Consider the following 26,516-nt stretch of genomic DNA (forward strand, 5'->3'; position numbering starts at 1 on the left):
GGCGGGGGCGCCGGCGGCGGCCCTCGGCGGCGTCGCGCCGGGGACCGGCTGGCGGCTGCCGCGGCGGCGGCTGGCCGGGGTGGCCGCGATCTCCCCCTATGTCACTGGGCTTTCACGCCACAGGGCTGTGGCTTAGGCGCCACAGTGTCTCGCGATAGTCGCGCTGCGGGGGTTTGGGCCGTTGCTCCGCCGGACGGGCCTGAACCATAGTCCCGGCGGGCCTGACAGCTTTGGGCAGCGAACCGTGTTCGCGCGTCCTGTCGTCATTCCTGTCCGGGGGGGCAGGGGGGGCCAAGGGAACAGCCGGGTTAGCCTGGCAGTTATGGAGGATTAGGAATGCGCAAGATTCTGCTGGGCACCACGGCGGTGGTCGGCGCTGCGCTCATCGCCCCGATGGCGATGGCGCAGATGCCCGTGACCGTCGAGCCCCCGCGTGCCCTGGCCGGCTCCGCTGCCGGCCTGACGGTTCGCCTGGGTGGCTACTTCGACTTCCGCGCCGGCCTGGTCGGCGACGATGCGGACCGCAACTCCGTCGTCGCGGGCACCGGCGTCAACCAGCGCCGCTTCGGCCGTCAGCGCGTGGACTTCCAGTCCGACATGGAGCTGAACGTCTTCGTCGACGGCAAGGCTTCGAACGGCCTGCAGTACGGCCTGGTGATGGAATTCCAGATCGACAACGTGGGCGCCGGCGGCCCGGGCACCTCGCTCGACACCGACGAGTTCTACGGCTTCGTCAGCCACCCGGCCTTCGGCACGCTGCGCTTCGGTGACGAAGACGGCGCCGGCAACCTGCTCCAGGTCCGTACCCCGCTGATCCGCGGCGCTGACACCGACAACTACTGGGACGAGTTCACGTTCCGCTCCGGTGGTGACGCCTCGCCGTCCTTCTTCACGGCGCTGAGCGACGGCAGCGACAGCACCAAGATCATCTACCTGTCGCCGCAGTTCTTCGGCTTCGACTTCGGCGTGTCCTATGCGCCGAACACCGGCGAAGGTGAGCGTTTCGCGCTCGGCACCGCGGTGAACAGCGTGACCAGCTCGGTTCCGACCGCGGTCGGCCAGCGTGACCGCTCCAGCCTGCGGAACGAGATCTCCGCCGGTGTCCGCTATCGCGGCACCTTCGGCGGCGTCGGCATCGCGGCGAGCTTGGTCGGCATGCAGTCCGACAGCCAGCAGCGCTATGCGGCCCTGAACTCGAACCTGGCGAACCGCGTCACCGCCTACTCCGGTGGCCTGCAGCTCTCCGCCTTCGGCTTCACCGTCGGCGGCGAGTACACCTGGGGCGACTACAGCGGCATCTCGGTCGGCCGTGCGGCCATCGTGCGTGGCCGCGAGCAGTCCAACCAGTGGGTGGCCGGCGCGACCTACACGATCCCCGGCACGCCGGTGCAGCTCGGCGGCTTCTATGGCCGGGCGACGCAGGACAACGGCATCGGCTTCGCGGACCGCAAGCAGACCATCTACGGCGGCGGCCTGAACTACGCCGTGGCCCCGGGCATGACCGCCTACCTCACCTACACGCATCTGCGTGACCAGAACGAGGTCAGCGGCGGCGCCTATGTCGACAACAACCAGGCGGCGGCGGGCACCCAGCGCAACCGCAACCTGGATGTCTACCTGGCGGGCTTCCGCATCGCCTTCTGATCCGAAGGCCGAGGGTTTGGAGGGGCGGCGGAGCAATCCGCCGCCCTTCTGCTTTTCAAACCCCCTCAATCAGCGCTAAACAGCGGTCCCCAAGGCTTCAACCCTGGCAAGAACGGGCCGTATGCGCGCGAAACACCTGCTCCTCGCCTTGATCCCCGGCCTCGCGCTGCTCGGCGCCTGCGGCGGCCGGGACGACGGTAACCTGCGCACCCCCGGCCGGGACGAATACAACGACAACAGCGGCCGCGCCCGGACTCTGGGCCGGAGCGACCCGGCTGGCACCGGCGTGCTGATCTTCGGCACCGACCGCAGCGGCGACCGGGGCGGCGCGGGCGGCGACAGCGGCAGCGGGCTCGGGGTCAACGCCTATCTCTGGCGCGCCACGCTCGACACCCTCTCCTTCATGCCGCTCGCCTCAGCCGATCCTTTCGGCGGCGTCATCATCACCGATTGGTATACCCCGGCCGCCTCGCCGGGCGAGCGCTTTAAGGCCACCGCCTATGTGCTCGGGCGCCAGCTCCGCTCCGACGGCATCCGCGTGTCGCTGTTCCGGCAGATCCGGGGCGCAAACGGGCAATGGTCGGACGCGCCGGTCTCGACCGGCACCGGCGCCGAGCTCGAGGACCGGGTCCTGGCCCGCGCCCGTGAGCTGCGCAGCCAGTCGGCATCGCGGTAGCGCCGGCCCTTTGTTGGATCGCGTGATTCAGGCTTTTCGGCGAGTCCGCTTCAAGCCATCACGCTCTATTCCCCGCCGCAGCCCGACCGCCGCAGCCCGCGCGGGGCTGCGGCTTCCGGCGCCTGGATCAGGCTCAGCAGGCAGCCCGCGTAGCGCGTGGTGAAGCCTGCTTCCGCGACGCCGTCATGGCCACGCACCGGCGCCGCCGGGCGCAGCAGCAAGGTTGGCGCCAGGCGGGTCTCGGCGGTCGTCTCCACGGCGGCGCCGCGGCGCACGACATCCGGGTCGTAGTCGTCGTCGTCCAGCAACACCACGCCGATGCGCAGCCGCCCGCGCGGCAGGCCGGCCAGCAGCCGCCCGAAATCCTCGATCGCGGTGGCGCTGGCGGCGCTGCGCCGCATCTCGCCATGCGCCGCGGGGGCAGTAGCGATGACGGCATCCACCGCCTCCGGCCGCGCGGCCGCCGCCAGCAGCGCCTGCCAGCCGCCGCGCGACTGGCCGGCGATCACCACCCGCGCATAGCCGGACTGGCGCAGCAGGGGCAGGGCTGCCACCAACCGCGGCAGGGTGGCCTGCAGCTCATCCTGGGCCGGGTCGCGGTCGTAGCGCAGGATGTCCCAGCCGGCGTCGTTCAGCACCGATAGGAAGCCCGGTGCCGCGCTGCTGCGGTTGTCCCTATCCCGCCCATTGTAGCCGTGGCCCCAGACCACCACGCCTGCCGCGCGCTGCGGCCCGAAACGCCAATGCATGGGGCTGGCCCGGAAGGGGCCGATGGTCTCGCCATGCAGCGCCATCAGCGGCGGCAGGCCACCGGGCGCCAGGTCCACGGCCAGCAGCCGGCAGCCCGCGCCGATCGGCGCGTTGCGCAGGTCTTCCCGGCCGCAGGCCTCCAGCACCTCCCGCGCCGCGACCTCGGGTGTCGGGCGGCCACCGACGAAGCGCCAGCGCAGCACCCGCCCCTCCGGCGTCGCGGCGATCGCGAAGGCGGCATGCGGCATGGCGCCGCGGTAGTGCAGCGACCAGGCGGTGATGGCGGATGCCCCGGCCGCCGCGGGCAGGGTGGCGGCGGAGAAGGTGGCGCGGTAGGCCGCGAAGCCCGGATCGGCCGCCGGGTGTTGGCCGCGCGCCAAGGCCGGTACCAGCAGCGCGGTGATGAGCAGCAGGGCCTGAAGGCATCGCATCGCCGTGAGGCTCGCGTGCCGCGCGCGATGCCGCAAGTGCCGTCTCGCCCATCCCCGGCCCATCCCGCCGGCCGAAGGGCGAAAGCCTCCCTCCGCGGGGCCTTGGGCCGGCTCCGCGCCGCCGCCATGTCCAAACGGGCTCTAGGAAATCCGGGCCCCGGGCAGTAGGACGGACGGCCTTGACCGAGACCGTCCATCGATGACCGACGCGCCCGCCACCCCGACGCCCCGCTACGACTTCCGCACCGCCGAGCCGCGCTGGCAGCAGGCCTGGGCTGATGGCGCCTGCTTTGCGGTGCCCGACGTGCCGCCCGCCGATGCGCGCAAGTACTACGTGCTGGAGATGTTCCCCTACCCTTCCGGCAAGATCCATATGGGGCATGTGCGGAACTACACGCTCGGCGACGTGGTCGCGCGCTACAAGCGGGCGCGCGGGCATCTGGTGATGCATCCGATGGGCTGGGACGCCTTCGGCTTGCCGGCCGAGAACGCGGCGCGGGAACGCCGCGTCCATCCCCGGCAATGGACCTACGACAACATCGCCAATATGCGCGCCGAGCTGAAGCGCATGGGCCTCAGCCTCGACTGGTCGCGTGAATTCGCGACCTGCGACGCGGAGTATTATGGCCCGCAGCAGAAGCTGTTCCTCGACCTGCTGCGCGCCGGCCTGGTCGAGCGCAAGGAGAGCTGGGTCAACTGGGACCCGGTGGACGAGACCGTGCTCGCCAATGAGCAGGTGGAGGATGGCCGCGGCTGGCGCTCCGGCGCGCTGGTCGAGAAGAAGCAGCTCAGCCAGTGGTTCCTCTCGATCACCAAGTATGCGCCCGACCTGCTGGCCGCGCTCGACACGCTCGACCGCTGGCCGGAGCGGGTGAAGCTGATGCAGGCCAACTGGATCGGCCGCAGCGAGGGCGCCAGGGTGCGCTTCGCGCTTCCTCAGCCGGTGGACGGCATCGATCAGGTCGAAGTCTTCACCACCCGCCCCGACACGCTCTTCGGCATGTCCTTCCTGGCCGTCGCCGCCGAGCATCCGCTGGCCGCAGCGGCGGCCGCGCGGGACCCGGCGGCGGCCGCCTTCGTCGCTGAATGCCGCTCCATGGGCACCTCGGAAGCGGCGATCGAGCAGGCGGAGAAGCGCGGCTTCGACACCGGCTTCCGCGTCGCGCATCCCTTCCTCGAAGGCGTCACCTTCCCGGTCTGGATCGCGAATTTCGTGCTGATGGAATACGGCACCGGCGCCATCTTCGGCTGCCCCGGCCATGACGAGCGCGACTTCGAGTTCGCGCGCAAATACGGCCTGCCCATCACCCCAGTCGTACTGCCGCCCGGCGCCGATGCCGCCAGCTTCACGCTCGGCGATCACGCCTATACCGGCGACGGCACCGCCATCAATTCGGGCTTCCTCGACGGGCTCGACGTGAAGGCGGCCAAGCGCGCGGCGATCGAGGCGCTGGAGGCCAAGGGCATCGGCCAGGGCGTGGTGAACTGGCGGCTCCGCGACTGGGGCGTCTCCCGCCAGCGCTATTGGGGCTGCCCGATCCCGATCATCCACTGCGACGCCTGCGGCACCGTGCCCGTCCCGGACGACCAGCTTCCGGTGCGCCTGCCGGAAGACGTTACCTTCGACAAGCCCGGCAACCCGCTCGACCACCACCCGACCTGGAAGCACGTCGCCTGCCCCGCCTGCGGCAAGGCAGCGCGGCGCGAGACCGACACCTTCGACACCTTCGTCGACAGCTCCTGGTACTATGCCCGCTTCTGCTCCCCGCATGCGGCGGCACCGCTGACGGCCGCGGCCGCCGATGCCTGGCTGCCGGTCGACCAGTATATCGGCGGCATCGAGCACGCGATCCTGCACCTGCTCTATTCGCGCTTCTTCATGCGCGCCCTGAAGCAGACCGGCCATGTGAAGGTGGAGGAGCCCTTCGCCGCCCTCTTCACTCAGGGCATGGTCCAGCATGCAAGCTTCCGTGGCGAGGACGGCCGCTGGCTGGCGCCCGACGAGGTCGAATTGCTGGCCGATGGCAGCAGCCGCCATCGCGACACCGGCGAGGCGGTGGCGGTCGGCCGCGTCGAGAAGATGTCGAAGTCGAAGCGCAACACGGTCGATCCCGGCGCCATCATCGACCGCTACGGCGCCGACACCGCCCGCTGGTTCATCCTCTCCGACAATCCGCCCGACCGCGACATGGAGTGGACGGAGGCCGGCGCCGCCGGCGCCTACCGCTTCACCCAGCGCCTCTACCGCATCGCCGAGAACGCGCTGCCGCGCCTCGACGCCGCCGGCGAGGAGAAGGCGAGCCGCGACCTCTCTCGCGCCACCCACCGCGCTATCGCCGCGGTGACGGAGGCGCTGGAGAGCTTCTCCTTCAACGTCGCGATCGCGAAGCTTTACGAATTCACCAATGCGATCGAGGGCGCCAAATCCGCCTCCGGCGCGGCGCTGCGGGACGCGATCGGCATCCTGGCGCGGCTCTCCGCCCCCGCCATGCCGCACCTCGCGGAGACGCTGAACGCCATGCTGGGCCCCGGCGCCGGCCTGGTCGCGGAGATGCCTTGGCCGGAGGCGGATCCGGCCATGCTGAAGGCCGAAAGCGTCACCCTGGCGGTCCAGGTCCTCGGCAAGCTCCGCGCCACCATCGATGTGGCGGTGGACGCCGACGAGGAAACCGTGTTCCGTCTCGCCGAAGCCGAGGAGAATGTGCAGCGTGCCATCGCCGGCAAGCCCATCCGGAAGCGGATCCATGTCCCGGGACGCATCGTCAACTTCGTCGTCTGAATCGACCGTGCGCACTCATGACACGCGGCCAGCGGTCACCCGCCGGCAGCTCCTGGTGCTCGGCGCCGCGCTGGCGCTGCCGGGCTGCGGCTGGCGTCCGCTCTACGCGACCGGTGGCGCCGGCGGTGCCGAGACGCAGCGGGAACTCGCGGCGGTACGCGTCGCGCTGATCGCGGAACGCAACGGCCAGATCCTGCGCCGCTCCCTGCAGCAGCGCCTGGCTTCGGAAGGCACCGCCGCGCGCTACGACCTGCACGCGGCGATCAATTTCGGCGTCGACGTCCAGGGCTATCGGCGGGACGGCACCCCTTCCCGCGTGCGCTACACCGCCACCGCCAACTGGCAGCTCTTCACGCTCGAGACGCCGCCGCGCTCGCTCACCCGGGGCACGGAGCAGGCCTTCGACGCCTACAACATCCCCGAGAACCAGTTCTTCGCCTCCGACGTCTCGCGGGAAGCCGCCGAGCGGCGGATGATGGACCAGCTCGCCGAAGACATGACGCGCCGCCTCGCGGTCTGGTTCGCCGGACGCCAAGCCGCCACCTGAGAGAGCCCTCCTGAGAATGGCTGCGGGTCGATCTGCCGGGTCTTTTCCGCCCCTGCCGCGCCGGCCCGCTTGGTTTGCCGAGCAGCTTCACCCTGACGGGATCTGCTCGGGCCGATGCCACCAGCATCGGCTGCGTCAGCCGACACGCCAGGGACGAAAAATCCCTCGCCAGATCTCCGCTGTGCCATTCTCAGGAGGGCTCTGATGGCCAAGCTCGACGCCCGGCGCATCCAGGGCTTTCTCGCCGACCCCGGTACCGTCCGCGTCGTCCTGCTGCATGGCGAGGACCAGGGCCTGGTGCGGGAACGTGCCGAGGCCCTGCTGCGCGTCGTCGCCGAAGGCGATGCCTTCCGCATGGTGGACATCGCGCGCGAGGCCGCGGCCAAGGATCCCGGCCTGCTCGCCGCCGAGGCCTCGACGCCGGCCCTCACCGGCGGCCGGCGTGCGGTGCGGGTGCGCGATGCGACCGACGGCCTCGCCAACGCCGCCAAGGCCGCCTGCGAGGGCAAGGGGCCCGGCCTGGTGCTGCTGGAAGCCGGGGAGCTCGCCGGCAACAAGGGCCTGCGCGCGGCGCTGGAGAAGCATGACGCCGCCGCCGTCATCGCCTGTTATCCGGAAACCGGCGCCGCCCTGGCGGGCGCCATCGCCGCCATTCTGAAAGATCTCGGCGTCACCGCGGAGCCCGCGGCGCTCGGCTGGCTGGCCGAGCGCCTCGGTGATGACCGCATGCTGATGCGCCGCGAGCTGGAGAAGCTCGCGCTCTTCGCAGGCGCCGACGCTGATATCACGGAGGAGGATGCGGCTGCCTGCATCGCCGGCGGCGCCGCGCTCGACATGGATGAGGCGCTGCTGGCCGCGACCGCCGGTGACGTGACGCTGACCGACCGCGCGCTCGACGCCGCCTTCGCCGAAGGCGCCAACGCCGTGCAGCTCGTCCGCGGCGCGCTGCGCCACCTGCAGCGCATGCAGGCGGCCGCCCTTGCCGTCGCCGGCGGCGCCCGCCCCGGCGATGCGCTGGCCGGGCTGCGCCCCCCGGTCTTCTTCAAGCATCGCCCCGCGATGGAACGCGCGCTGCGCCTGTGGCCGCTGGCCTCCCTGGAGACGGCCGGCGCGGCCCTGCTGGAAGCGGAGCGGCGCACCAAGACGACCGGCCTGCCGGATGTCGCGGTGGCGCGCAGCGCGGTGCTGGCGATCGCACGCATGGCGGCGGCGCGGGCGCGGTAGAGCGTGATGGCTTGCGGCGGAATCGCCGAAAGTCCGAATCACGCGATCTAACAACGAGCCGCTCCAGCGCGCTATCGCACCAGCAGCAGGGCCGCCAGGCCGATCAGCAGTGCCGGCAGCAGCCGCTGGCGGAGCGCGAAGAAGGCGGCGATGCCGACCGCGAGGCCGGTGAGCCGCGCCTGCAGCGGCAATGCTGCCAGCGCGCCGGAGGGCGCCACCACCGCCAGGGTGACGAAGGCGGCCAAGGTCGCCTGCGCGACGCTCGCGGCCCAGGCGATGAAGGGGTGATCGGCGCGGAGGCGTCCGGCCAGCAGCAGGCCCGCCAAGCGCAGCGCCAGGCAGGCGCCGCCGGTCAGCACCAGGGCCAGGTCGGCGTCAGCCACGCGCGCGCCCGATCAGGAAGGCGATGCTGCCGCCGAGCAGCCCGGCGCAGAGCAGCCCCCAGGCCGGCGGCAGCAGCAGCGCCAGCGGCGCCGCCAGCGCGCCCGCGATCAGCCCGCGCCGGGGCCCGGGCCGGGTCAGGTCGGCCGCCATCAGCAGCGCAAAATAGAGCGGGTTCGCGAAGACCAGCGCATCCCGCACCGGCGCCGGGAAGCCGCCGGCCAGCATATGGCCCGCGACCGCGGCGCCGCCGCCGAGCAGCCAGCTCGTCAGCGCGAAGCCCAGGAACCAGGGCAGGCGCGCCGGCACCGGCTCGCCCGGCAAGGCCCGCATCGCGGCGGCCCAGGGCGTGATGCTGACGAAGGGGGCGGCCAGCAGCGGCAGCGGATCGCGTTCCCGCCGCCTGAGCCAGGGCGACAGGGCGACCGCCATCGGCAGGAAGCGCGAATTCACCGCGACCGCGCCCATCACCGCCGCGGCGATGCCGCCGCCGGTCGCCACCGCCTGCAGCACGATGAGCTGCCCCGGCATGCCGTAGATCCCCCAGGCGGCCGCCAGCGCCCAGCCGGCCGAGAGCCCGGCTTCGCGCACCGCGGTGCCGAAGGCGATGAAGGTCGCCGCCATCGCGATGGCCGGCGCCGCGAGCGCCGCCCGCGCGCCGGAAAAGGCCCCGAGCCACATCCGGCAATGCTCGCATGGCCGTCATGATCGGGCACCCCCGGGCGGGGCGGGGGAGACTTGCATCCTCCGGCCGGTCGCGGGCGTTGCTGCGCCATGGACGATCTGGATGCGCTGCGCGCCCGCTTCCCGCCCGCCCGCGACCTGCCTGACTGGGCGGCACGGGCAACCCAGCCCGTCTTCGGCGAAGGGCCGCCAGGCGCCGCCCTGATGCTGGTCGGCGAGCAGCCGGGGGATGAGGAGGACCGTGCCGGCCGGCCCTTCGTCGGCCCGGCTGGCCGCCTGCTCGACACGCTGCTGGAAAGGGCGGGCGTGCCGCGGCGGGACACCTATGTCACCAATGCGGTGAAGCACTTCAAGTTCACCCAGGCCGGCAAGCGCCGGCTGCATCAATCGCCGAATGCCGGCGACATCGCCCATTACCGGCCCTTCCTGCGGGCCGAGATCGCCCTGGTCGCCCCGCGCCTGGTGCTGGCGCTCGGGGCGACGGCGCTGCAGGCGCTGGCGGGCAAGGCACTGCCGGTCGGGCGCAGCCGCGGCATGGCGCTGCGCACCCAGGATGGGGTCCCGCTGCGTGCGACGATGCATCCCTCGGCGCTGTTGCGCCTGCGCGATGCGGAGTCGCGGGCGGAGGAGCAGGCGCGCTGCGTTGCGGATCTGCGCGCGGCCTATGCCGAGGCCTCCGGCAGGAATGCTCCCTGAAGGATCAGCCGGCGGCCGGCTCCGGTGGCAGCTCGACGCGGAAGACGCTGCCGCGCCCGCCCGGCCCGTCCGAGAAGGCGATGCTGCCGCCCATGGCGCGCGCCAGCCCGGCGCTGATCGCGAGGCCGAGCCCGGCATTGCGGTGCCCCAGGGGACTTAACGGGTCGAGCGGCGCGGCGTCGGTGAACAGCGTCGCCCGGCGCGCCGGCGCCACGCCGGGCCCGGTATCGGTCACCGTCAGCGCGATGCGCCCGCCGGCGAGCGCCTCGGCGCCGAGCGAGATGCGGCCGTGCTTCGGGGTGAAGCGCGTGGCATTGCCGAGCAGGTTGATGAGGATCTGGCGCAGCCGCGTGGTGTCCAGCACCACGGTCTCCGGCAGCCCGGGATCGACCTGCAGCGACAGCTCGACGAATTTCGCGGCCGTCGCCGGCCCTTGCATGGCCAGGCACTCCGCAAGGACCGGGCGCAGCGCCGTCTCCTCCGGATGCAGGGTCAGCCGGCCGGATTCGATCATCGCCAGGTCCAGCGAATCATTCACCAGCGCCAGCAGGTGGCGGCCGCCATCCTCCAGCATCTCGACATGCTGCTTCTGATCCGGGGCCAGCCGCCTGTCGTCGCGCAGGAGCTGCGCGAAGCCGAGCAGCGCGTTGAGCGGCGTGCGCAGCTCATGGCTCATCTGCGCGATGAAGCGGGTCTTCGCGGCACTCACCGCCTCGCCCGCCTCGCGCGCGGCGATCAGGTGGCGGACGGCGATCGCTTCCGCCCGTTCCTTGGTCAGGGCGACCAGCAGCACCGCCATCGCCGTCGCATGGATCAGGGTCTCGGCGGTCAGCAGCACGAACCAGCCCCTGAGCGCCGGAAGGCTGGCCGCAGGATCATGCGGCCAGAGCAGGGTCAGCGGCACGCGGCTGCCATAGAGCAGCGCATGGCTGCCGAGGACCACCAGCACCATCCAGCGGGATGGCAGGTACTCGTCGCGCCCGCGCCAGAACTCCCGCGTCGCCAGGCCGAAATGGATGGCGATCGCGCTGTAGAGGAACAGGACGCGGTTGTTGAAGGACTCATAGAAGGCCGGGATCTGGCAGGCTGCCAGCCAGAGGACGGCGGCGGCGATCCCGGGCAACCAGAGCGGCCGGCGCCGCTCGAAGCTGCGCGCGCCGTTCCACGCCAGGCCACAGGCGATCAGCACCAGCATATTCGCCGCCACGATCGAGATGCTGTCGGGAAGCTGGCTGCGGGCTGCGACCAGGCCCATGCCGATACCCCCCAGAAGCTGCGCACTGCCCCAGATCGCGAGCATCGGCAGCTTGCGGTCCTGGACCCAGAGCGCCAGCAGCACGACGCCGAGGAAGGTCGCGGTGACGGAGGTGAGGAAGAACAGCGTGGGCAGGTCGAACACGGTCGCAACCTCAGCCACCGGGGGCGGCATCGACGGGCGGGGCAAGGGGGTTCCGGCCTGGAGGGAGACTTGGCCGCGGGTGCCATATCCCCCCAGGGCGGGGGCGCTGTCCACCCGTCGCCGGCCCCGTCCGCGGCCCGCCGGTCCCGGGGCGCGCTTGCCCGCCGCGTGGCGCCAGGGCATCAAGCGCGCGCATGAGCCTCGACGCCGTCCTTCGCCACCTGGCCTTCGCGGGTGGTCTCGCCCTGCTGTCGGCGCTCTGCGTCCGGCTGATGATCGCCTTCCCGATCCTGGATCATCCCGATGCCCGCAAGGCGCACGCAAGGCCGACGCCGAAGGGCGGCGGCGTCGGCATCGTCACGGCCTTCCTCGCGGGCATGGCGGTGCTGTTCCATGTCGCGGCCTTCGCGCGATTGGCGGATTCGCAATTCATCGGCGTCATCGCGGCCGCGGCCGCGATCGCGCTGGTCGCCCTGCTGGACGACATGTGGGATTTCCGCTTCATCGTGAAGCTCGGCGCGCAGACCGCGGCGGCGCTGGTCGCGGTCGCCGGCGGGCTGGCACTGAACCGGCTGTCGCTGCCGTTCTGGGGCACGGTCGATCTCGGGCTGGCCGGTGCGCTGCTGACGCTGTTCTGGATCGTCGCCTGCACCAATGCGGTGAATTTCATGGATGGGCTGGATGCGCTGGTCGGCGGCAGCCTGCTGCTCGCGGCCGGCATCCTGGCGGTGATCGCGGCCGGGCAGGGCGGCTTCTTCGTCTATGTGGCCTCGCTCTTCCTGGCGGCCGGGCTCGCGGGGTTCCTGCCCTTCAACCTCCATCCGGCGCGCATCTTCATGGGCGATGTCGGCAGCCAGTTCCTGGGCTTCGTCTTCGCGGTGCTCGCCGTCGCCTCCTCGCGCTTCGACGTGCAGCAGCTCTCCTTCCTGCTGGTGCCGCTGCTGCTCTTCGGATTGCTCTTCGACACCGGCTTCACCCTGTTGCGCCGGGCCGCGATGGGGGAGCGGGTGAGCGCGCCGCACCGCACCCATCTCTATCAGATGGCGCAGCGGAGCGGCCTCACGGCCTGGCGCGTGGCGGCGCTGCACTGGGGCTTCGTGCTGTTCCACGGCGCCCTGGCGGCGCTGTTCCTGCGCCTCACCCCCGGCGCCAAGCCGCTGGTGGTGGTGCCGGCGCTGGCCGTGCAGTTGCTCTGGCTCGCCTATGTGGCGCGGCGGGTGCGGCGCGCGGGGTTGAGCTGGCGGGCGTGAGGCACCGGGCCACCGGTTCCGGGCAGTGTCGCGAATGACTTAGAATGGGCACCTCGCCCTTGGGTCCGGGAGTGCAGCCGTGACCATTCTCCGCGCGATCGCAGGTCTCTTCCGCATGTCAGATGAGACTTGGCGCCGTCACGCCAATCCCTGGAGCGTTTATACGCGCTTCGCCGCCATCCCGGCGATGATCGTCGCGATCTGGAGCCGCGTCTGGATCGGCTGGTGGGCGCTGCTGCCGGTGCTGCTCGTGATCGTCTGGCTGCTGTTGAACCCGCATGTCTTCCCGCCGGTGCAGCAGCCGAAGGGCTGGGCCGCCAGGGGCATCTACGGGGAAAAGCTGTGGCTCGATGGGGGCCCGGACCTGCCCGCCGGGCATCGGGCCGTGCTGCGATGGCTCGCCATCCCGGCCGTGGCTGGCTTCGCATTGCTGGCCTTCGGCCTTGCCTGGCTGCAGCCCTGGCCGACGGTCTTCGGTGCCACGCTGATCATCCTCGCGCAGCTCTGGCGGATCGATCGGCTCGGCCGCCTCCATGACGAGGTCGGGCGCGCACGATCGGCGGCGGCCGCGCCGCAGCGCGTGCCGCCGGCCTGATGCCGCGCTGCGTCAGCCGGGACGCGTGGCCGGCGCATTGCGCAGGTTGAGCGCCAGGAGCCCGATGCCGAGCCCGATGCCGATCCAGTGCGGCGCGGGGAGGACATCGCCGAAGGCGTGTTCCAGCAGGGCCGGGAAGATCATGAACAGCCCGGCGATGGCGAAGCCCGCGCGTTCCCATCCCGCCATCAGGCGCGCCGCATAGCCCTGCGCTGCGGCTGCCAACGCGGCGAGGCCGCCTGCCGCCAGCAGCGTCTGCCAGGCGACATCGACCCAGGTCATGCCGTCGCGGAAGGACAGCAGCAGGCCGACGCCTTCGGGGTCGGTCACGAAGACGAAGGGCAGCAGGAAGGCGGGCAGGGTGTATTTCCAGGCCTGCAGCGTGGTGCGGTAGGGGCCGGCGCCGGTGATCGCCGCGGCGGCGAAGGGCGACAGCGCGGTCGGCGGCGAGACCTCGCTCAGCACCGCGTAGTAGAAGACGAACATATGCGCGGCATAGTCCGGCACGCCGAGCTTGGTCAGCGCGGGTGCGGCGACCACGGCGCAGATGATGTAGCTCGCGGTCACCGGCACCGCGAGTCCGACCACCCAGACGATCAGCGCGGTGTAGAGCGCGGTGATCACCACCGAGCCGCCCGCCGCCTGGATCGCGATATCGGAGAATTTCAGCCCGAGCCCGGTCAGGGTGATCACGCCGACGATGATGCCGGCGCAGGCGCAGGTCGCCGCGATGCTGACCGATTGGATGGCGCCCGACGCCAGCGTGTTGATCAGCTTCATCGGCGTCAGCGCGCTCTCGCGCTTCAGGAAGGACAGCACCACCGCGACCGCCATGGCGTAGAGCACCGAGAGCGTCGGTGAATAGCCGATCGCCATGAAGACGATGATCGCGATGAGGGAGGAGAAGTGGAACCAGTATTGCCGCGCCAGCCTGCCGGCGCTCTCCACCTGCATGGCCTCCGCCGCCGCGGCCGCCGCACCGCCGCGCGCCATGATCCGCCGCTGGTCGAGCTCCACCATGAACAGCAGCGAGGCGTAGTAGAGGACGGTCGGGATCGCCGCCATCTTCAGCACGTCGAGGTAGCCGATCTTCAGGTACTCGGCGATCAGGAAGGCGGCCGCACCCAGCACCGGCGGCGAGATGATGGCGCCGAGCCCACCGGCCGCGAGCAGGCCGCCCGCATCATCGGCGCGATAGCCGACGCGCTTCATCATCGGCCAGGCGACGGTGCCGAGCGTCACCGTGGTCGCGACCCCCGACCCCGAAGGCCCGCCGAGCAGGAAGGAAGACAGCACGACGGTGCGCCCGGCGCTGCTCGGCTTGCCGCCGGTCAGTGAGAAGGAGAAGTCGACGAAGAACTTGCCCGCGCCGCTGCTCTGCAGGATGGCGCCGTAGATGGTGAACAGGATGATCAAGGTCGCGGAGACATCGATCGCGGTGCCGAAGATCCCCTCCAAGGTGATCGTCAAATGCGGGATCAGCCGGTCGCCGTCATAGCCTTGGTGCTGCCAGGGCGGCGGCAGGTGGTTGCCGTAGAAGGCGTAGAGCAGGAACAGGATCGCGACGACCGGCATCACCGGCCCGGTCGCGCGGCGCGCCACCTCCAGCACCAGCGCCACCAGGATCCAGCCGACCACCACGTCCATCGGCTCGGGGAAGACGTAGCGGTCCTGCAGGTCGTCGCCGCCGGCGACCAGGTAGTAGATGACGTAGAGCGCCGCCGCGATCAGCACGACGTCCCAGGCCATCAGCCGGTGCCGGAAGCGCTTCGCGACCGGGAACAGGTAGAAGCCCAGCACCATCGCGAAGCCGACATGGACATAGCGCAGCACCGTGGTCGGCACGATGTCCCAGGCGGCCCAGAGGTGGAACAGGCTCATCGCCAGGGCGACCGCGACGCTGATGGCGCCGAGGATGCCGCCGAAGCGGCTCTGGACGCCCTCCTCCTGCTCGATCAGCGCCTCGATGCGGCGGACGGTGCCGGAATCGAGCTCCGCGTCGCGGGCTTCGGGCGGCAGGATGGAAGGCTGGGACATGCGGTGGCCTTTGAAACAACAAGCCCCGCGCGGTCAGCGTCCGCGCGGGGCATCAGGTGGTGCGAGCCTCAGCCCAGGTTGGCGCCGAGGCCACGCCAGAAGGCTTCGGCGGCGGGATGCCAGGGGATGCCGGCGGCGGCGGTCTTCTGGCCCTCGAGCTTGAAGTTGCGCGCCTCGGCATGGACCCGCGCCCAGTCCTCGCGGTGCTCCCAGGTGATGCGCAGGATCTGCGTCACCAGCGCCGCGGGCATGTCCTCCCGCACCGCCAGCACATTGGCGACCGAGAGCTGCGCGTTGTCCCGGGTCTGGCCGGGATAGGTGCCGGCGGGGATCACTTCCGGGAAGTAGACCGGGCCATTCTTCTCGACAATCGCGCGGTGGAGGTCGGCATGGTCGACGAGGTGCAGCGTGGTGCCGGGCGTCGCGGCGAGGTCGGTGATCGCGCTGGTCGGCACGCCCGAGACGAAGAAATAGGCGTCGAGCTTGCCGTCCTTGATCGCATTGGTGCTCTCGGCCGGCGACAGCCGCTCGCGGGCGCGGAAGTCGCTCGCGATGTTGAGCCCGGCCGCCTCGATGACGCGCAGCGCGAAGAGCTCGGTCGCCGAGCCCGGGGCGCCGGTCGAGATCCGCTTGCCCTTGAGGTCGGCCATGGTGCGGATGCCGGTTGCGGTCGTCGTCACCACCTGCATGCGGTTGGTGTAGAGCACCGCGATGGCGCGTGCCGGCACGGTGCGGCCGCGGAAGGGGCCGGCGCCGCGGATCGCGTCCACGCCGGCATCCACCTGCCCGAACAGCAGGCCGACGCGGTTGGCGCCCAGGAGCTGGTAGTTGGCGGTGGAGCCGCCGGTCACCTCGACGGTCGCGCTCATCCCGGGGATGCCGCGCGAGAGGTAGTTCGCGAGCGCGCCGCCCAACGGGTAGTAGACGCCGCCCGTGGTCCCGGTCGCGATCGCGAGCTGTTGCGGGGTCTGCGCGTGCAGCGCGCCGGGCATCGCGAAGGCGGCTGCGGTGGCGCCGAGCGCGGCGCGGCGGGTGATCCCTGGCATGCACATTTCTCCCAACTTGTCTGTTGGGAGGGTTGATAGCCGCAGGGGTCCGCCGGGGGAAGAGTGGCCTTCACGCTGCCGTGTACGCTCTGGCCCCATGCCCCCGGCGCGATGGACAGCCTGCCGGAACTCGCCAAAGCTCCGCCGCCTGACCCCAGGAGGACGCCATGGACACCCTGCTGCCCGCCGCCGAAGCTGTCGGCGCCCTGCTCAAGGCGCGGGGCGAGACCATCGCGGTCGCGGAATCCTCGGCCGGTGGCTTGGTCTCGGCGGCGCTGCTCGCGGTGCCCGGCGCCTCCGCCTACTTCCGCGGCGGTGGGGTGATCTACACGGCCCATGCCCGCAGCGGCCTGCTCGGCATCGCGCCGGAGGCGCTGGCCGGCTTCCGTCCTTCGACCGAGCGCTACGCGGCGCTGCTGGCGCGCACCATCAGGGCGCGGCTCGGCGCCGATTGGGGGCTGGCCGAAACCGGCGCCACCGGCCCGACCGGCAATCGCTATGGGGATCCGGCCGGGCATGCCTGCCTCGGGATCTCAGGGCCGCTGGAGCGCACCCGCATCCTCGGCACCGGCAGCGCCGACCGTATCGCCAACATGCGCGCCTTCGCCGCCGGGCTGCTGGCGCTCTTTGCCGAGGTGCTGGCCGAAGCGCCGCGCTGAGCGGTCTGGCGGGTCTTTTCCGCCCCTGGCACGCCGTCTTCCTCGCCGAGTGCCGCCAGCATCGGCTGCGTCAGCCGACACGCCAGGGACGAAAAATCCCTCGCCAGCCCTCCACCGCCGCTGTTGCCAAACGGCCCCGGAGGGCACAACAGCTTGTAGGATCGCTGACTTGGGAGAACGTCGCATGGCTGTCGTCGAAACCGAACGGCACGGGCAGGTGCTGGTGGTGCGGATGAACCGCCCCGAGCGCCTGAACGCGCTCAACCACGAGCTGCGCACCGAGCTCGCGAAGACCTGGACCGAGTTCCGCCACGACGATGCGCTGGAGGTCGCGATCTTCACCGGCACCGGCCGCGCCTTCTGCGCCGGGGAGGACATGAAGGAATCGCTGGCCGAGAATAATCCGGGCGGCCGCCGCCCGACGATCGAAGATCCCTTCAACAGCGGCGCGCTGGAGAAGCCGGTCATCGCCGCGGTGAACGGCTTCGCCATGGGCGGCGGCTTCATGCTGGTGGAGCGTACCGACCTCCGCGTCGCCGCGACCACCGCGATCTTCGAGGTGTCGGAGGCGAAGCGCTGGCTGCTCGGCGGCTACAACCACGGCCATCTCGCGAACCTCGCCTTCCCGCTGGCGATGGAAATGGCGCTCGGCTTCCGCTTCCCCGCGCAGCGCTTTTACGAGATCGGCTTCGTCAATCGCCTGGTGGAGCCGGAGCAGGTGATGGACAGCGCCATGGAGATGGCGAAGCACCTGCTGACCCTGCCGCCGGCGGCGCGGGTCAACACCGTGCACATGATGCGCCGGATGCGCCCGAAGCCGACGCCGGCGCAGCAGGCGTTGGCCGCCGCGCTGCACGAGCATGGCGCCAAGAGCGACCTGATCGAAAGCCGCGCCGCCTTCGCCGAGAAGCGGGCGCCGAACTTCAAGGGCTGGGACGACCCCGCCGACCGCTACCGGCTGCCGCAGCTCGAAGAGTAGTCAGAGCGCTTCGACCGCGTCGCCGAGCGTCACCGCGCCGCCTTCCAACACCCGCGCGGTGATGCCGCCATGGCCGCGAACGGCGTTGTAGCCGCCGGGGCCCAGCACTTCCTCCATGCGGGAACAGGGGTGGCATTCCCCGGTGCCTTCCAGCAGGGCGGTGCCGATCCGGAAGCGCCTTCCCTTCAGGGCCAGCAGGTTCAGCCCCTCCACCAGGATGTTGCGGCGGAGCAGTTCGGGCGCCACTTGGTCGCGGCCGAGGAAGCGGGCGATTCCCGGCAGGTGCTCGGCCTGGAGCAGCGTCACCTGGCGGGCTGTGCTGGCGCGGCCCTGCCAGCGGTCCCCGGCAAGGCCCGTCGCGGGGTCGATCGGTGCGGTCGCGACCTCCCGCATCGGCGCCCGCCGGGCCGGGCGCAGCCCGATCCAGGCCACGCGGCCGGGCCGCATTGGGGCGCCGATCAGGGCGGCGAGGGGGGAGGCGGGGTTCAGCATATCCCGACAGAGATCGCCTCGGCTGGGCCGCTCCACAATCCCCGGAAACCCGGCGGAAGCGGTTGATTGCTGCATGGGTTCGCGCCCATAACCCGCGCGTGGAGGAGCGGCCTCAAGTCATCACGCTAGAGGGACTGACATGAGCGAACGCATGATCTGGGTGGTCTGGGGCGGCATCTTCACCGGCACCGACTTTCGCACCCTGGAACCCGGGACCGAGGAGCTCTTCGGCCCCTTCCATGACGAGGCGACGGCGCTCCGCGCCTGGCGCGACGAAACGCGCCGCAAAGTCGACATCGCGACCCACCGCCTCTTCGTGATGCGCGCCACCGAAGACAAGGCCGCGCCGTAAGGCGAGCGCGGCCGCGGGTCGCCTCAGCGCTTCACGAGCGTCGGGTACATCACGGCATCGCCGTGCTTGCCCATCTGCGCCAGATCCTCGTCGGAGATGTATTCCGGCGACTTGCCGGTCACCGCGCAGAGCGTCTCGACGATGATGTTGCGCTTCACCTCGCTCACCAGCACGCAGGTGCGGTGATAGGCCTCCGACAGCGTGCGGCCCAGCACGGTGAAGCCGTGGCGACGCATGATGATGCAGTTGGTGTCCTGGATGAAGGTCTTGATCGGCGCCACATCCTCCTCGACGTTGATGCTCGCCGGCAGGTAGTGCGCCGGCTTCTGCATCAGGAAGCCATAGGTCAGGCTGAAGGAGCGGATCTCCTGGAAGCCGGCGGCGAGGAAGGCGATGGTCTCGTCGTGGTGCAGGTGGATGACGCAGTTCACATCCGGCCGCAGGCGCAGGATTTCCCGGTTCATCTGATGGCCGACCGTGGTGGCGCGCGCGCCTTGCAGGATGCGGCCATAGGGGATGTCGGTGATGACCAGGTCCTCGACCTCGACCTCCTCCAGGCTGACGCCCTGCGGCTTGGCGTAGCAGATGCCGTCCGGGTGGTCGGGGTGTGGCGCGCGGATCACCATGCCGCCGACGCTGCTGTTGACCAGTCCGCGCGCGGCCAGGCGATGCGCGTAGGTCACGTAGTCACGCGCGATCTTCGGGTCGAAGCTGACGCTGGGGTCGGGGGTCAGCTCGTTGACGCGATAGGCGGGGGTGGCGCTGCCATCCATGGATCTGCTCTCCCTCGATGCAGTGAATTTGCGTTTGACGAGCGGATTCACGCCTCCGGGCAATCCCGCCCTTCGGCGATCCGCTCTATTCGGGTTGAATGCCGAGGCGATCGGCCATCTCTCGCCATTTGCGCGCGTCCTCGGCGATGGTCCGGCCGAATTCCTCGGGCGTCGACATCACCGGCTCCACATCCATGGCGCGCATCTCGGCGCGGCCGGGATCGGCCAGGAACTGTCCGGCCAGCGCCTGCTGGATGCGCCGCGTGATCGCGGGCGGCGTGCCGGCGGGCGCCACCAGCCCGTACCAGAAGGCGGCGTCGAAGCCGGGCACGCCGAGGCTCGCGAAGCTCGGCACCTCCGGCAGGATGGCGGATCGCTGGGTGACGGCGAAGGCGGTCAGGCTGCCGTCGCGCACCAGTCCCGCGCAGCCCGGCGGATTGTCGAGCAGCACGGCGACCGTGCCGTTGATCAGGTCCGGATAGACCTGGGAGGACCCGCGATAGGGCACATGGTTCATCGTCAGCCCGGCGAGCTGCTCGAACTGCCGGGTCAGCAGGTAGCCCAGCGTCGAGACACCGACCGAGGCGTAGGAGACCTGCCCCGGCCGGCCGCGCGTGGCGGCCAGGAAGCCCTGCAGGTCGCGGGCGCCGGCGGCGCGACCGCCGACCAGGATATAGGGTGTGGCTCCGAGCAGGGTGATGGCGCTGAACGACGTCACGGGGTCATAGGGCACGTCCCGCCGCAGCACGGTCGAGACCGGGTGGCTGCTCGTGGTGGCGATGCCGATCGTGTAGCCATCGGGTGCTGCGCGGGCGACCGCCTCGCTGCCGATGGTGCCGCCGGCGCCGGGCCGGTTCTCGACGACGACCGTGGCGCCGAGCGCTTCGCTCAAGCGCCGCGTCGCCAGCCGCGCGACGACATCGGTACCGCCACCCGGGGGCAGCGGGACGATGCAGCGGATCGGGCGTGACGGCCAGGCATCCTGGGCATGGGCCAGGGCCGGCAGGGCCAGCGCGCCGGCGGCCCCCTGCAAAAGCCTTCGGCGCCATATCGTCTGCATCGCAATCACCCCGCTACCCGAAAAGGAAGCCGCGTCGTTTCAGCCGGCCGGACGGCGCGGAGGATCTTCGGCGGCTCCAGGCGTGCGGCGGCGGCCGCGGCTGGCTATAGAGAGGCGAATCATGCTCTCTCATCCGCTTGTCCGGTATACCAGACAAGCTTAGGTACACACGGATGCGCCCGCAAGTTCCGAAATACGTTACGATCAAGGCTCTGCTGGAAGCCCGCTGGGAGCGGACCATGCTGCCGGGTGACCGCCTACCATCGGAGACGGAGCTCTGCGCCACCTTCTCGGTCAGCCGCGCCACCATCCAGCAGGCGCTGCAGCTTTTCGAACAGGAAGGTGTCATCCGCCGCGACCAGGGCCGCGGCACCTTCTATGTCGGTCCGGCGCAGCGCACGGAACAGGAACCGAGCCAGCTTCTGGAGACCACCATCCGGGGTCGGCCGGGCGCCGAGATCCGCATCCTGCGCAAAAGCGTCGGGATGCCGCCCGCCCACATCGCCATGCGCCTCGGCCTGGCGCGGGAGGACCGCGTGGTGACGCTGGAGCGGCTGGGCCTGGTGGAAGGCGCGCCGCTGGTCTTCATCTACAGCTACCTGCCGCTCGAGACGGGCATGAAGATCTTCGAGGTGGAGGAGCACCTGAAGCAGATGACCCTCGCGGCGCTGCTGAACGACGTCTACGGCTACCGCATCGCCTCGGTGCGGCAGACGATCGCGGCGCGGCTGTCGGACCCGTCCTTCGCGGCGGATCTCGGCATCGATGTCGGCGTGCCGGTGCTGGAAGGTGAGCGCACCTACTACGCGGGGGACGGTGCGCCAGTGTTCTGCGCGCTGTCCTATTACCGCGGCGACCGGCACAGCTTCACCATGTCGGTGAAGGACTGGCGCTGAAGGCTTCTCCGGCGCTCGCAAGGATGGCAGGCTGTCCTGGTTGCGCGGGGATCGGGGCATGGACACCACGCGTCGTCGCTGGATGGGCTGGACCACCGGGGCAGCGGCGCTGTGCCTCGCGCGGCCGGCGCTGGCGCAGATGCGGTACCGGCGGAGCATCAGCAGGCTGCACGTGATCTTCACGCCGACCGGACGGGAATGGCGCGGCTTCTGGGACCCGGCGGGCGCGAATGAGGAAGGCACCGAGGCGCTCACCGCGCTCTGTGCCGATCACCGGACCGGCGCTCGCGTGCCGATCGATCGTCGCCTCTGGTCGGCCCTCGCGCTGATCGGCGGTGATCCTGGCCTCGCCCGCTGGGAGGTGATCAGCGGCTATCGCTCCCAGCCGAGCAATATCGAAGTGGGCGGCGCCGCGGACAGCCAGCACCGGCGCGGCAAGGCACTGGATGTCCGCCTGCCGCCTGCCCTGCTGGAGCGCACGGCGCTCCGGATCATGGATCTGCGCCTGGGCGGTGTAGGGCTCTATCCGCAGCACGGATTCCTGCACTTCGACACCCGCGGCACGCCGGCCACCTGGTACGGGTAGCGTCGCACCCTCCTTCGCCAAGGCTTCGGAGGGCAGGCCCTCCACCACACCTCCGCGGCAGCAGGCCGCCCCCGGTTTCTGCGGAGCGAGGCGAAGCCGATGCTCCGGGGCCGCGCATACGGCCCCGCGCGCGACCGACAGATGTCGCCAATGCCGCCCTGACAGCGCGCAAGCCAAGGCCGCGGATGCGGCCGCCGGCTTGCGGTCAACGAAAACGCGCGCCTGGCGCTTGAGGGCTCACGTCAAAAACGCGCCGCCATTCACATGGATGGTCTGGCCGGTGACGTAGCCGCCTTCCGGCCCGGCTAGGAAACGCACCATGGCGGCGATCTCCTCGACGGTCGCCTTGCGTTGCAGCGGCACGCCGCTCTCGCGGAGCGATTTCGGCATGGCGCCGGCGGAGGCGCCGCGTGTGGTGTCGACCGCGCCCGGCGCCACGCAGTTGCAGCGGATGTCATGCGGCGCCAGCTCGACCGCCAGCGCCCGCATCAGCCCTTCGAGCCCGGATTTGGAAGCGGAGACATGCGCCCGGTTCGGCGTACCGACATGGGTCGAGATGCCGGAGAGGCCGATGATCGCGCCGCCGCCGCGGCGGATCATCTGCGGCGCGACTGCCTTCGCGACCAGGAAAGCGCCGTCGAGCGCCACCGACAGGATCTCCCGCCATTCCTCGAACGCCATGTCGAGGAAGGGTGTCTGGCGCCTGAGCCCGGCATTGGTGACGGCGATGTCGATGCCGCCGAGCTCGCCGGCGATGCTCTCGACCATCGCCGCGACCGCTTGCGGATCGCTGATGTCGGCGATCCCCGCGATGGCCTGGCCGCCGGCGGCACGGATCTCGTCGACCACCGCCTCGACCGCGGCGCGGTCCGCGCGGCCATTGACCACGACGGTGGCGCCGTCACGGGCGAGGCTAAGCGCGATCGCCCGGCCGATATTCTTGCCCGCACCGGTCACCAGCGCGACCTTGCCTTGAAGTGCACCCGTCATGTCCGTCTCTCACCCCGTTGGAAGCCTGGCGCCGTCGCCGCTGCGATGCATGGTAGACGCGCCGGCGGCGCACCTCCACCGGGCCTATTCGGGCTGGATGTTGCTCGCGGCGATGATCGGCAGCCAGCGCTGCCGCTCGGCGGCCAGGAAGCCAGCGTAGTCCGCGGCCGATCCGGGCCGTCCTTCCAGACCCTGGCGCGCGAGCTGCGCAGTGAGCGCTTCGCTCGCCAGCGCGCTGTTCACCGCGGCGTTCAGCCGGGCGACAACCGCGGGCGGCGTGAAGCGGGGTGCGAGGAAGCCGCAGGTGTTGCTCACCTCGAAGCCCTGGATCCCCGCTTCCGCGACGGTGGGGATGTCGGGCAGCAGCCGCGCGCGGCTCGCCATCGGCACCGCGAGGGCGCGCAGCTTGCCCGCTTCCAGATGCGGCAGCGCCGGCGGCAGGGTGGAGAAGGAGAAGTCGAGCCGCCCTGCCACCAGATCGGTCATCAGCGGACCGCCGCCGCGATAGGGCACCGCGACGGTCTCGATCCCGCTCAGATTGGCGAGCATGCCGCCAGCGATGTGGTTGGTGCTGCCGACGCCCGAATAGCCCCAGTTCAGCCTGCCCGGCTGCCGGCGCGCCGCCGCGACAAGATCGGCGACGCTGCGCCAGGGCTTGTCGGCGGGGACCACCAGCGCGCTCGACACGTCGACCAGCGTCGCGATCGGCACCAGGTCGACCGCCGGGTTGAACGGCAAGGTCTGGTAGATGACGGGATTGACGATCAGCACCCCGGGCGAGCTGATCATCAGCGTGTGGCCATCGGGCGGCGCCCGCACCACGATCTCGGCGGCAATGTTGCCGCCGGCGCCGCCGCGGTTGTCCACCACGATGGGCTGGCCCAGGAACTCGTTCAGCAGCGGGCTCACGGTGCGGAGCGCGATATCGACGGCGCCGCCGGCGGCGAAGCCCACCAGCACGCGGATCGGGCGGCTGGGGAAGGGCTCGGCGGCCCGTCCCGTCCGTGTCGTCAGCGCCGCGGCGGCGGCGAGCATCGATGCGCGGCGACTGATCATCGCTCCTTGCCTCCCTCGGTCTCGCCCCAAGAGCGTGATGACTTGAGATGGAATCGCCGAAAAGTCCGAATCACGCGATCAGACGAAGTGCTGGAGCATGGTGCGTAAGCGGAAGCGGACGCATCATGCGCCCTCGACCGGGGCAATCCCATGGTCCATTCACAGCGCCTGATGGCCGCGGAAGCGCATGAAGATCCGTCGCCCTGCGCTGCCATCGAAGGCGATGACGTCATAGGTGTCGTCCGGCTGGCCCGGCATCTCCATCCCGGGCGAGCCGGCGGGCATCGCCAGCGCCGCCAGGAAAAGCCGTCGTCTCACGTCAGGTCTCCTTCGCCGATCGAGCCCGTCTTCGGCAGCCGCAGGGTCGCTACCAGCCCGCCTTCGGGGCGGTTGGCAAGCTGGATGGTCCCGCCATGCCCGCGCACCGCCTGGCGGGCGATGGCGAGGCCGAGCCCGGTCCCGCCGCTGCCCCGGTTGCGGGATGCGTCCAGGCGCTGGAACGGCTCGAACACCGTCTCCAGCGCCGCCTCCGGTATGCCGGGGCCGTCATCCTCGATCCTGACCGTCGCGGCCGCCGGCGCGTCCTCGAGGAAGACGCGCGCGCCGCCGCCATGCTTCACCGCGTTGTCGATGAGGTTGGCCAGGGCACGCTTCATCACCAGCGGGCGCAGCCGGATCGGGACGCGGTCGGGCCCGGCATAGGTGACGGCAGCGCCCGCGTCGGCGGCGGCATCGCAGAGCGTCACCAGGATCGCCGCGAGGTCGGCCTGCCGCGGCGCCTCGCTCTCGGCCTCGCCGCGCAGATAGGCGAGCGTCGCTTCCACCATCCCTTCCATCTCGTCGAGGTCGGCGTCGATCGCCCGCTGCGCCTCCGCATCCTCCAGGAAGCCGGCGCGGAGCCGCAGGCGCTGGATCGGGGTGCGCAGATCGTGGCTGACGGCAGCGAGCGCCTGGGTGCGATCCGCGACCAGGCGGTGGATCCGCGCCTGCATGGCGTTGAAGGTCCGCGCAGCGTCGCGCACTTCGCGCGGCCCGTCTTCCGGCAGCGGCACCGGCGATGCGCCCCTGCCGAAATCCTCGGCCGCCCCGGCGAGGCGCCGGAGCGGGTTGGTGATCCAGCGCACCACCAGGAGCGAGGCCAGCACGATGCCGAGTGCCATCGCGCTCAGTGAGGCGAGCGAGGCATGCGCGGGGACGGCGGCCAGCTCCAGCCCCGTCGCCGTGAAGGCGATCCAGCCACCATCCGGCAGGGGAACCCCGCCCTGGATCGGCCGCGCTTCGCCCGGCGCGGCCGGGCCATGACCGATGCGCAAGCCGGCCAGTACCGGTGCCCGCCGCACCAGCCGGTCGCGGAGTTGTGCGAGGGCCGCCTCGTCGAGGGTGCCGGTGGGCGCGGCGGGCTGCCAGGTGACCGCGAAATCGGCGGAGGAGAAGGCGCGGGCGGCTGCCTCGCGCATCGCCTCGGGCAGGGCGCCGATGACGCGGGTGGCGGCGGAGATGTGCTCGGCCGCCTGGATCTCGCGCCCCTCCTCCATGGCGCCGTGCACGCCGCGCTCCAGCAGCCAGACGCTGCCGAAGTGGAACACCAGCAGCCCGGCCAGCAGGATCAGGGTCGTCCTGCCGGCGAGGCTCGCCGGCGACAGCCAGGCCAGAGCATGTCTGATCGCGCGATTCAGACTTTTCGGCCGAGCCGGCCTCAAGTCATCGCGCTCAAGGGCGCGCTTCACCCGCCGCGCTCCACCCGCGGCAGGAACATGTAGCCGGCGCCGCGCACCGTCTTGATCATCGCCCCCTTGCCGTCCTCCCCTTCGAGCTTGCGGCGCAGCCGGCTGACCAGCACGTCCACGCTGCGGTCGTTCGGATCCGCGAGGCGGCCGCGCGAAAGCTCCAGGATCCGGTCGCGGGCCAGCACCCGGTGCGGATGCTCCAGGAAGGCCAGCAGCAGGTCGTATTCGGCGCCGGAGAGGTCGATGACCGCGCCGCCGGGCGCCAGCAGCTCCCGCCGCGCCAGATCGGCGGTCCAGCCCTCGAAGCGCAGCCGGTGGTCGGCGCGCGTCGTCATGCCTTCGGGCGCGGCGGCGGCCGGCGGCCGGGCGCGGCGCAGCACCGCCCGGATGCGTGCCAGCAGCTCCCGCCGCCCGAAGGGCTTGGGCAGGTAATCATCCGCGCCGAGGTCGAGGCCGAGGACCCGGTCCGCCTCCGCACCCTTCGCGGTCACCATGACCACCGGCAGCGAGCCCCGTTCGGACCGCAGCAGGCGCAGCAGGTCGAGGCCGGACTGGCCGGGCAGCATGACGTCGAGCAGGACCAGGTCGACGGCGGTGTTCCTGAGCGTCTCCCACATCTCCCGGCCGTCGCGGACGCCGGTGGCGCGGAAGCCGTTCTCGCGCAGCAGCCGGACGATGAGGTGGCGCATTGCCGCGTCATCCTCGACGACCAGGACATGCGCCTCGGGGTCGAGCCCGCGCCGCCCCGACGGGTCGGCGGTCCTTCTGCCGGTGGGGGCCGCGTTCAGCACGGGCCGGGCTGGGCTG

The 26,516-nt window shown here is 71.2% G+C and carries 27 protein-coding genes; 13 read left to right on the forward strand and 14 right to left on the reverse strand.

From position 1 onward, the window contains the following. Nucleotides 1-336: 336 nt before the first annotated feature. On the forward strand, nucleotides 337-1,644 hold the full coding sequence (locus GXW71_RS21850; RefSeq protein ID WP_211854806.1) for a porin: 1,308 nt from the start codon (nucleotides 337-339) through the stop codon (nucleotides 1,642-1,644). Nucleotides 1,645-1,765: 121 nt separating this feature from the next. Continuing rightward, nucleotides 1,766-2,320, forward strand: coding sequence for a DUF3576 domain-containing protein (locus GXW71_RS21855; RefSeq protein WP_211854807.1), 555 nt, complete (start codon nucleotides 1,766-1,768; stop codon nucleotides 2,318-2,320). A 65-nt stretch (nucleotides 2,321-2,385) separates the two neighbouring features. On the opposite strand, the gene GXW71_RS21860 is transcribed toward GXW71_RS21855, so the two are convergent. Then, nucleotides 2,386-3,501 (reverse strand): alpha/beta hydrolase, encoded by a 1,116-nt coding sequence (locus tag GXW71_RS21860; RefSeq protein ID WP_211854808.1) that lies wholly within the window; start codon nucleotides 3,499-3,501, stop codon nucleotides 2,386-2,388. Between the two features lie 199 nt (nucleotides 3,502-3,700). Between GXW71_RS21860 and leuS the strand changes: the two genes are divergently transcribed. The 3 genes from leuS to holA all read left to right on the forward strand — a co-directional run bounded on the left by leuS (nucleotide 3,701) and on the right by holA (nucleotide 8,051). Then, nucleotides 3,701-6,280, forward strand: coding sequence for a leucine--tRNA ligase (leuS, locus tag GXW71_RS21865; RefSeq protein WP_211854809.1), 2,580 nt, complete (start codon nucleotides 3,701-3,703; stop codon nucleotides 6,278-6,280). A 7-nt stretch (nucleotides 6,281-6,287) separates the two neighbouring features. After that, nucleotides 6,288-6,827: an LPS assembly lipoprotein LptE gene (gene lptE, locus GXW71_RS21870; RefSeq protein WP_211854810.1), complete on the forward strand. Its 540-nt coding sequence runs from the start codon at nucleotides 6,288-6,290 to the stop codon at nucleotides 6,825-6,827. 204 nt (nucleotides 6,828-7,031) lie between these two features. After that, complete coding sequence (gene holA / locus GXW71_RS21875) at nucleotides 7,032-8,051, forward strand: DNA polymerase III subunit delta (protein WP_211854811.1); 1,020 nt, start codon at nucleotides 7,032-7,034, stop codon at nucleotides 8,049-8,051. Between the two features lie 71 nt (nucleotides 8,052-8,122). On the opposite strand, the gene GXW71_RS21880 is transcribed toward holA, so the two are convergent. Both GXW71_RS21880 and GXW71_RS21885 read right to left on the reverse strand, forming a co-directional pair. Next, nucleotides 8,123-8,434 (reverse strand): AzlD domain-containing protein, encoded by a 312-nt coding sequence (locus tag GXW71_RS21880; protein WP_211854812.1) that lies wholly within the window; start codon nucleotides 8,432-8,434, stop codon nucleotides 8,123-8,125. Continuing rightward, nucleotides 8,427-9,113 carry an AzlC family ABC transporter permease gene (locus GXW71_RS21885; RefSeq protein WP_211854813.1) on the reverse strand — a complete coding sequence of 229 codons (687 nt, stop codon included), beginning with the start codon at nucleotides 9,111-9,113 and terminating at the stop codon, nucleotides 8,427-8,429. The genes GXW71_RS21880 and GXW71_RS21885 overlap by 8 nt, the downstream gene beginning before the upstream one ends. A gap of 93 nt (nucleotides 9,114-9,206) precedes the next feature. Between GXW71_RS21885 and GXW71_RS21890 the strand changes: the two genes are divergently transcribed. Continuing rightward, nucleotides 9,207-9,812 carry a UdgX family uracil-DNA binding protein gene (locus GXW71_RS21890; RefSeq protein WP_211854814.1) on the forward strand — a complete coding sequence of 202 codons (606 nt, stop codon included), beginning with the start codon at nucleotides 9,207-9,209 and terminating at the stop codon, nucleotides 9,810-9,812. Nucleotides 9,813-9,816: 4 nt separating this feature from the next. On the opposite strand, the gene GXW71_RS21895 is transcribed toward GXW71_RS21890, so the two are convergent. Next, nucleotides 9,817-11,211: a sensor histidine kinase gene (locus GXW71_RS21895; protein WP_211854815.1), complete on the reverse strand. Its 1,395-nt coding sequence runs from the start codon at nucleotides 11,209-11,211 to the stop codon at nucleotides 9,817-9,819. Between the two features lie 194 nt (nucleotides 11,212-11,405). Between GXW71_RS21895 and GXW71_RS21900 the strand changes: the two genes are divergently transcribed. Beyond that, entirely contained in the window at nucleotides 11,406-12,461 is a 1,056-nt protein-coding gene (locus GXW71_RS21900) for a glycosyltransferase family 4 protein (RefSeq protein ID WP_211854816.1), read from the forward strand. Nucleotides 12,462-12,540: 79 nt separating this feature from the next. Next, the gene (locus GXW71_RS21905) at nucleotides 12,541-13,056 is read left to right on the forward strand and encodes a DUF6653 family protein (RefSeq protein ID WP_211854817.1); all 516 of its coding nucleotides are present in this window, start codon (nucleotides 12,541-12,543) and stop codon (nucleotides 13,054-13,056) included. 12 nt (nucleotides 13,057-13,068) lie between these two features. Here GXW71_RS21905 and GXW71_RS21910 read toward each other — a convergent pair whose 3' ends face one another. After that, nucleotides 13,069-15,093: a TRAP transporter permease gene (locus GXW71_RS21910; protein WP_211854818.1), complete on the reverse strand. Its 2,025-nt coding sequence runs from the start codon at nucleotides 15,091-15,093 to the stop codon at nucleotides 13,069-13,071. Nucleotides 15,094-15,161: 68 nt separating this feature from the next. After that, nucleotides 15,162-16,139, reverse strand: coding sequence for a TAXI family TRAP transporter solute-binding subunit (locus tag GXW71_RS21915; RefSeq protein ID WP_211854819.1), 978 nt, complete (start codon nucleotides 16,137-16,139; stop codon nucleotides 15,162-15,164). A 167-nt stretch (nucleotides 16,140-16,306) separates the two neighbouring features. Here GXW71_RS21915 and GXW71_RS21920 point away from each other — a divergent pair, with 167 nt between their 5' ends. Both GXW71_RS21920 and GXW71_RS21925 read left to right on the forward strand, forming a co-directional pair. Then, nucleotides 16,307-16,798 (forward strand): CinA family protein, encoded by a 492-nt coding sequence (locus GXW71_RS21920; RefSeq protein WP_211854820.1) that lies wholly within the window; start codon nucleotides 16,307-16,309, stop codon nucleotides 16,796-16,798. A 184-nt stretch (nucleotides 16,799-16,982) separates the two neighbouring features. Beyond that, a complete protein-coding gene (locus tag GXW71_RS21925; RefSeq protein ID WP_211854821.1) occupies nucleotides 16,983-17,777 on the forward strand; it encodes an enoyl-CoA hydratase/isomerase family protein in 795 nt (264 codons plus the stop codon). On the opposite strand, the gene GXW71_RS21930 is transcribed toward GXW71_RS21925, so the two are convergent. Beyond that, on the reverse strand, nucleotides 17,778-18,269 hold the full coding sequence (locus GXW71_RS21930; RefSeq protein ID WP_211854822.1) for an MOSC domain-containing protein: 492 nt from the start codon (nucleotides 18,267-18,269) through the stop codon (nucleotides 17,778-17,780). It lies immediately after the preceding gene. A 139-nt stretch (nucleotides 18,270-18,408) separates the two neighbouring features. On the opposite strand from GXW71_RS21930, the gene GXW71_RS21935 reads away from it, so the two are divergent. Next, nucleotides 18,409-18,621, forward strand: coding sequence for a DUF4170 domain-containing protein (locus GXW71_RS21935; protein WP_211854823.1), 213 nt, complete (start codon nucleotides 18,409-18,411; stop codon nucleotides 18,619-18,621). A gap of 23 nt (nucleotides 18,622-18,644) precedes the next feature. On the opposite strand, the gene GXW71_RS21940 is transcribed toward GXW71_RS21935, so the two are convergent. Continuing rightward, a complete protein-coding gene (locus tag GXW71_RS21940) occupies nucleotides 18,645-19,394 on the reverse strand; it encodes a class II aldolase/adducin family protein (protein WP_211854824.1) in 750 nt (249 codons plus the stop codon). Nucleotides 19,395-19,479: 85 nt separating this feature from the next. Then, nucleotides 19,480-20,454: a Bug family tripartite tricarboxylate transporter substrate binding protein gene (locus GXW71_RS21945; RefSeq protein WP_211854825.1), complete on the reverse strand. Its 975-nt coding sequence runs from the start codon at nucleotides 20,452-20,454 to the stop codon at nucleotides 19,480-19,482. A 173-nt stretch (nucleotides 20,455-20,627) separates the two neighbouring features. Between GXW71_RS21945 and GXW71_RS21950 the strand changes: the two genes are divergently transcribed. Together GXW71_RS21950 and GXW71_RS21955 are read left to right on the forward strand one after the other, a co-directional pair. Further along, a complete protein-coding gene (locus GXW71_RS21950; protein ID WP_211854826.1) occupies nucleotides 20,628-21,350 on the forward strand; it encodes a GntR family transcriptional regulator in 723 nt (240 codons plus the stop codon). 58 nt (nucleotides 21,351-21,408) lie between these two features. Continuing rightward, entirely contained in the window at nucleotides 21,409-21,936 is a 528-nt protein-coding gene (locus GXW71_RS21955) for a YcbK family protein (RefSeq protein WP_211854827.1), read from the forward strand. Between the two features lie 237 nt (nucleotides 21,937-22,173). On the opposite strand, the gene GXW71_RS21960 is transcribed toward GXW71_RS21955, so the two are convergent. From GXW71_RS21960 to GXW71_RS21980, 5 genes are all read right to left on the reverse strand, one after another. After that, entirely contained in the window at nucleotides 22,174-22,926 is a 753-nt protein-coding gene (locus GXW71_RS21960) for an SDR family NAD(P)-dependent oxidoreductase (RefSeq protein WP_211854828.1), read from the reverse strand. Nucleotides 22,927-23,010: 84 nt separating this feature from the next. Beyond that, nucleotides 23,011-23,982 carry a Bug family tripartite tricarboxylate transporter substrate binding protein gene (locus GXW71_RS21965; protein ID WP_211854829.1) on the reverse strand — a complete coding sequence of 324 codons (972 nt, stop codon included), beginning with the start codon at nucleotides 23,980-23,982 and terminating at the stop codon, nucleotides 23,011-23,013. A 159-nt stretch (nucleotides 23,983-24,141) separates the two neighbouring features. Then, complete coding sequence (locus tag GXW71_RS21970) at nucleotides 24,142-24,300, reverse strand: DUF411 domain-containing protein (RefSeq protein ID WP_211854830.1); 159 nt, start codon at nucleotides 24,298-24,300, stop codon at nucleotides 24,142-24,144. Continuing rightward, entirely contained in the window at nucleotides 24,297-25,709 is a 1,413-nt protein-coding gene (locus GXW71_RS35245) for an ATP-binding protein (protein ID WP_367617346.1), read from the reverse strand. Before GXW71_RS35245 ends, GXW71_RS21970 begins: the two co-directional genes overlap by 4 nt. Then, nucleotides 25,706-26,500 carry a response regulator gene (locus GXW71_RS21980; protein ID WP_408902000.1) on the reverse strand — a complete coding sequence of 265 codons (795 nt, stop codon included), beginning with the start codon at nucleotides 26,498-26,500 and terminating at the stop codon, nucleotides 25,706-25,708. The genes GXW71_RS35245 and GXW71_RS21980 overlap by 4 nt, the downstream gene beginning before the upstream one ends. Nucleotides 26,501-26,516: the final 16 nt, after the last annotated feature.

It is taken from the genome of Plastoroseomonas hellenica, from assembly GCF_018129085.1.
Taxonomy (GTDB): domain Bacteria; phylum Pseudomonadota; class Alphaproteobacteria; order Acetobacterales; family Acetobacteraceae; genus Plastoroseomonas; species Plastoroseomonas hellenica.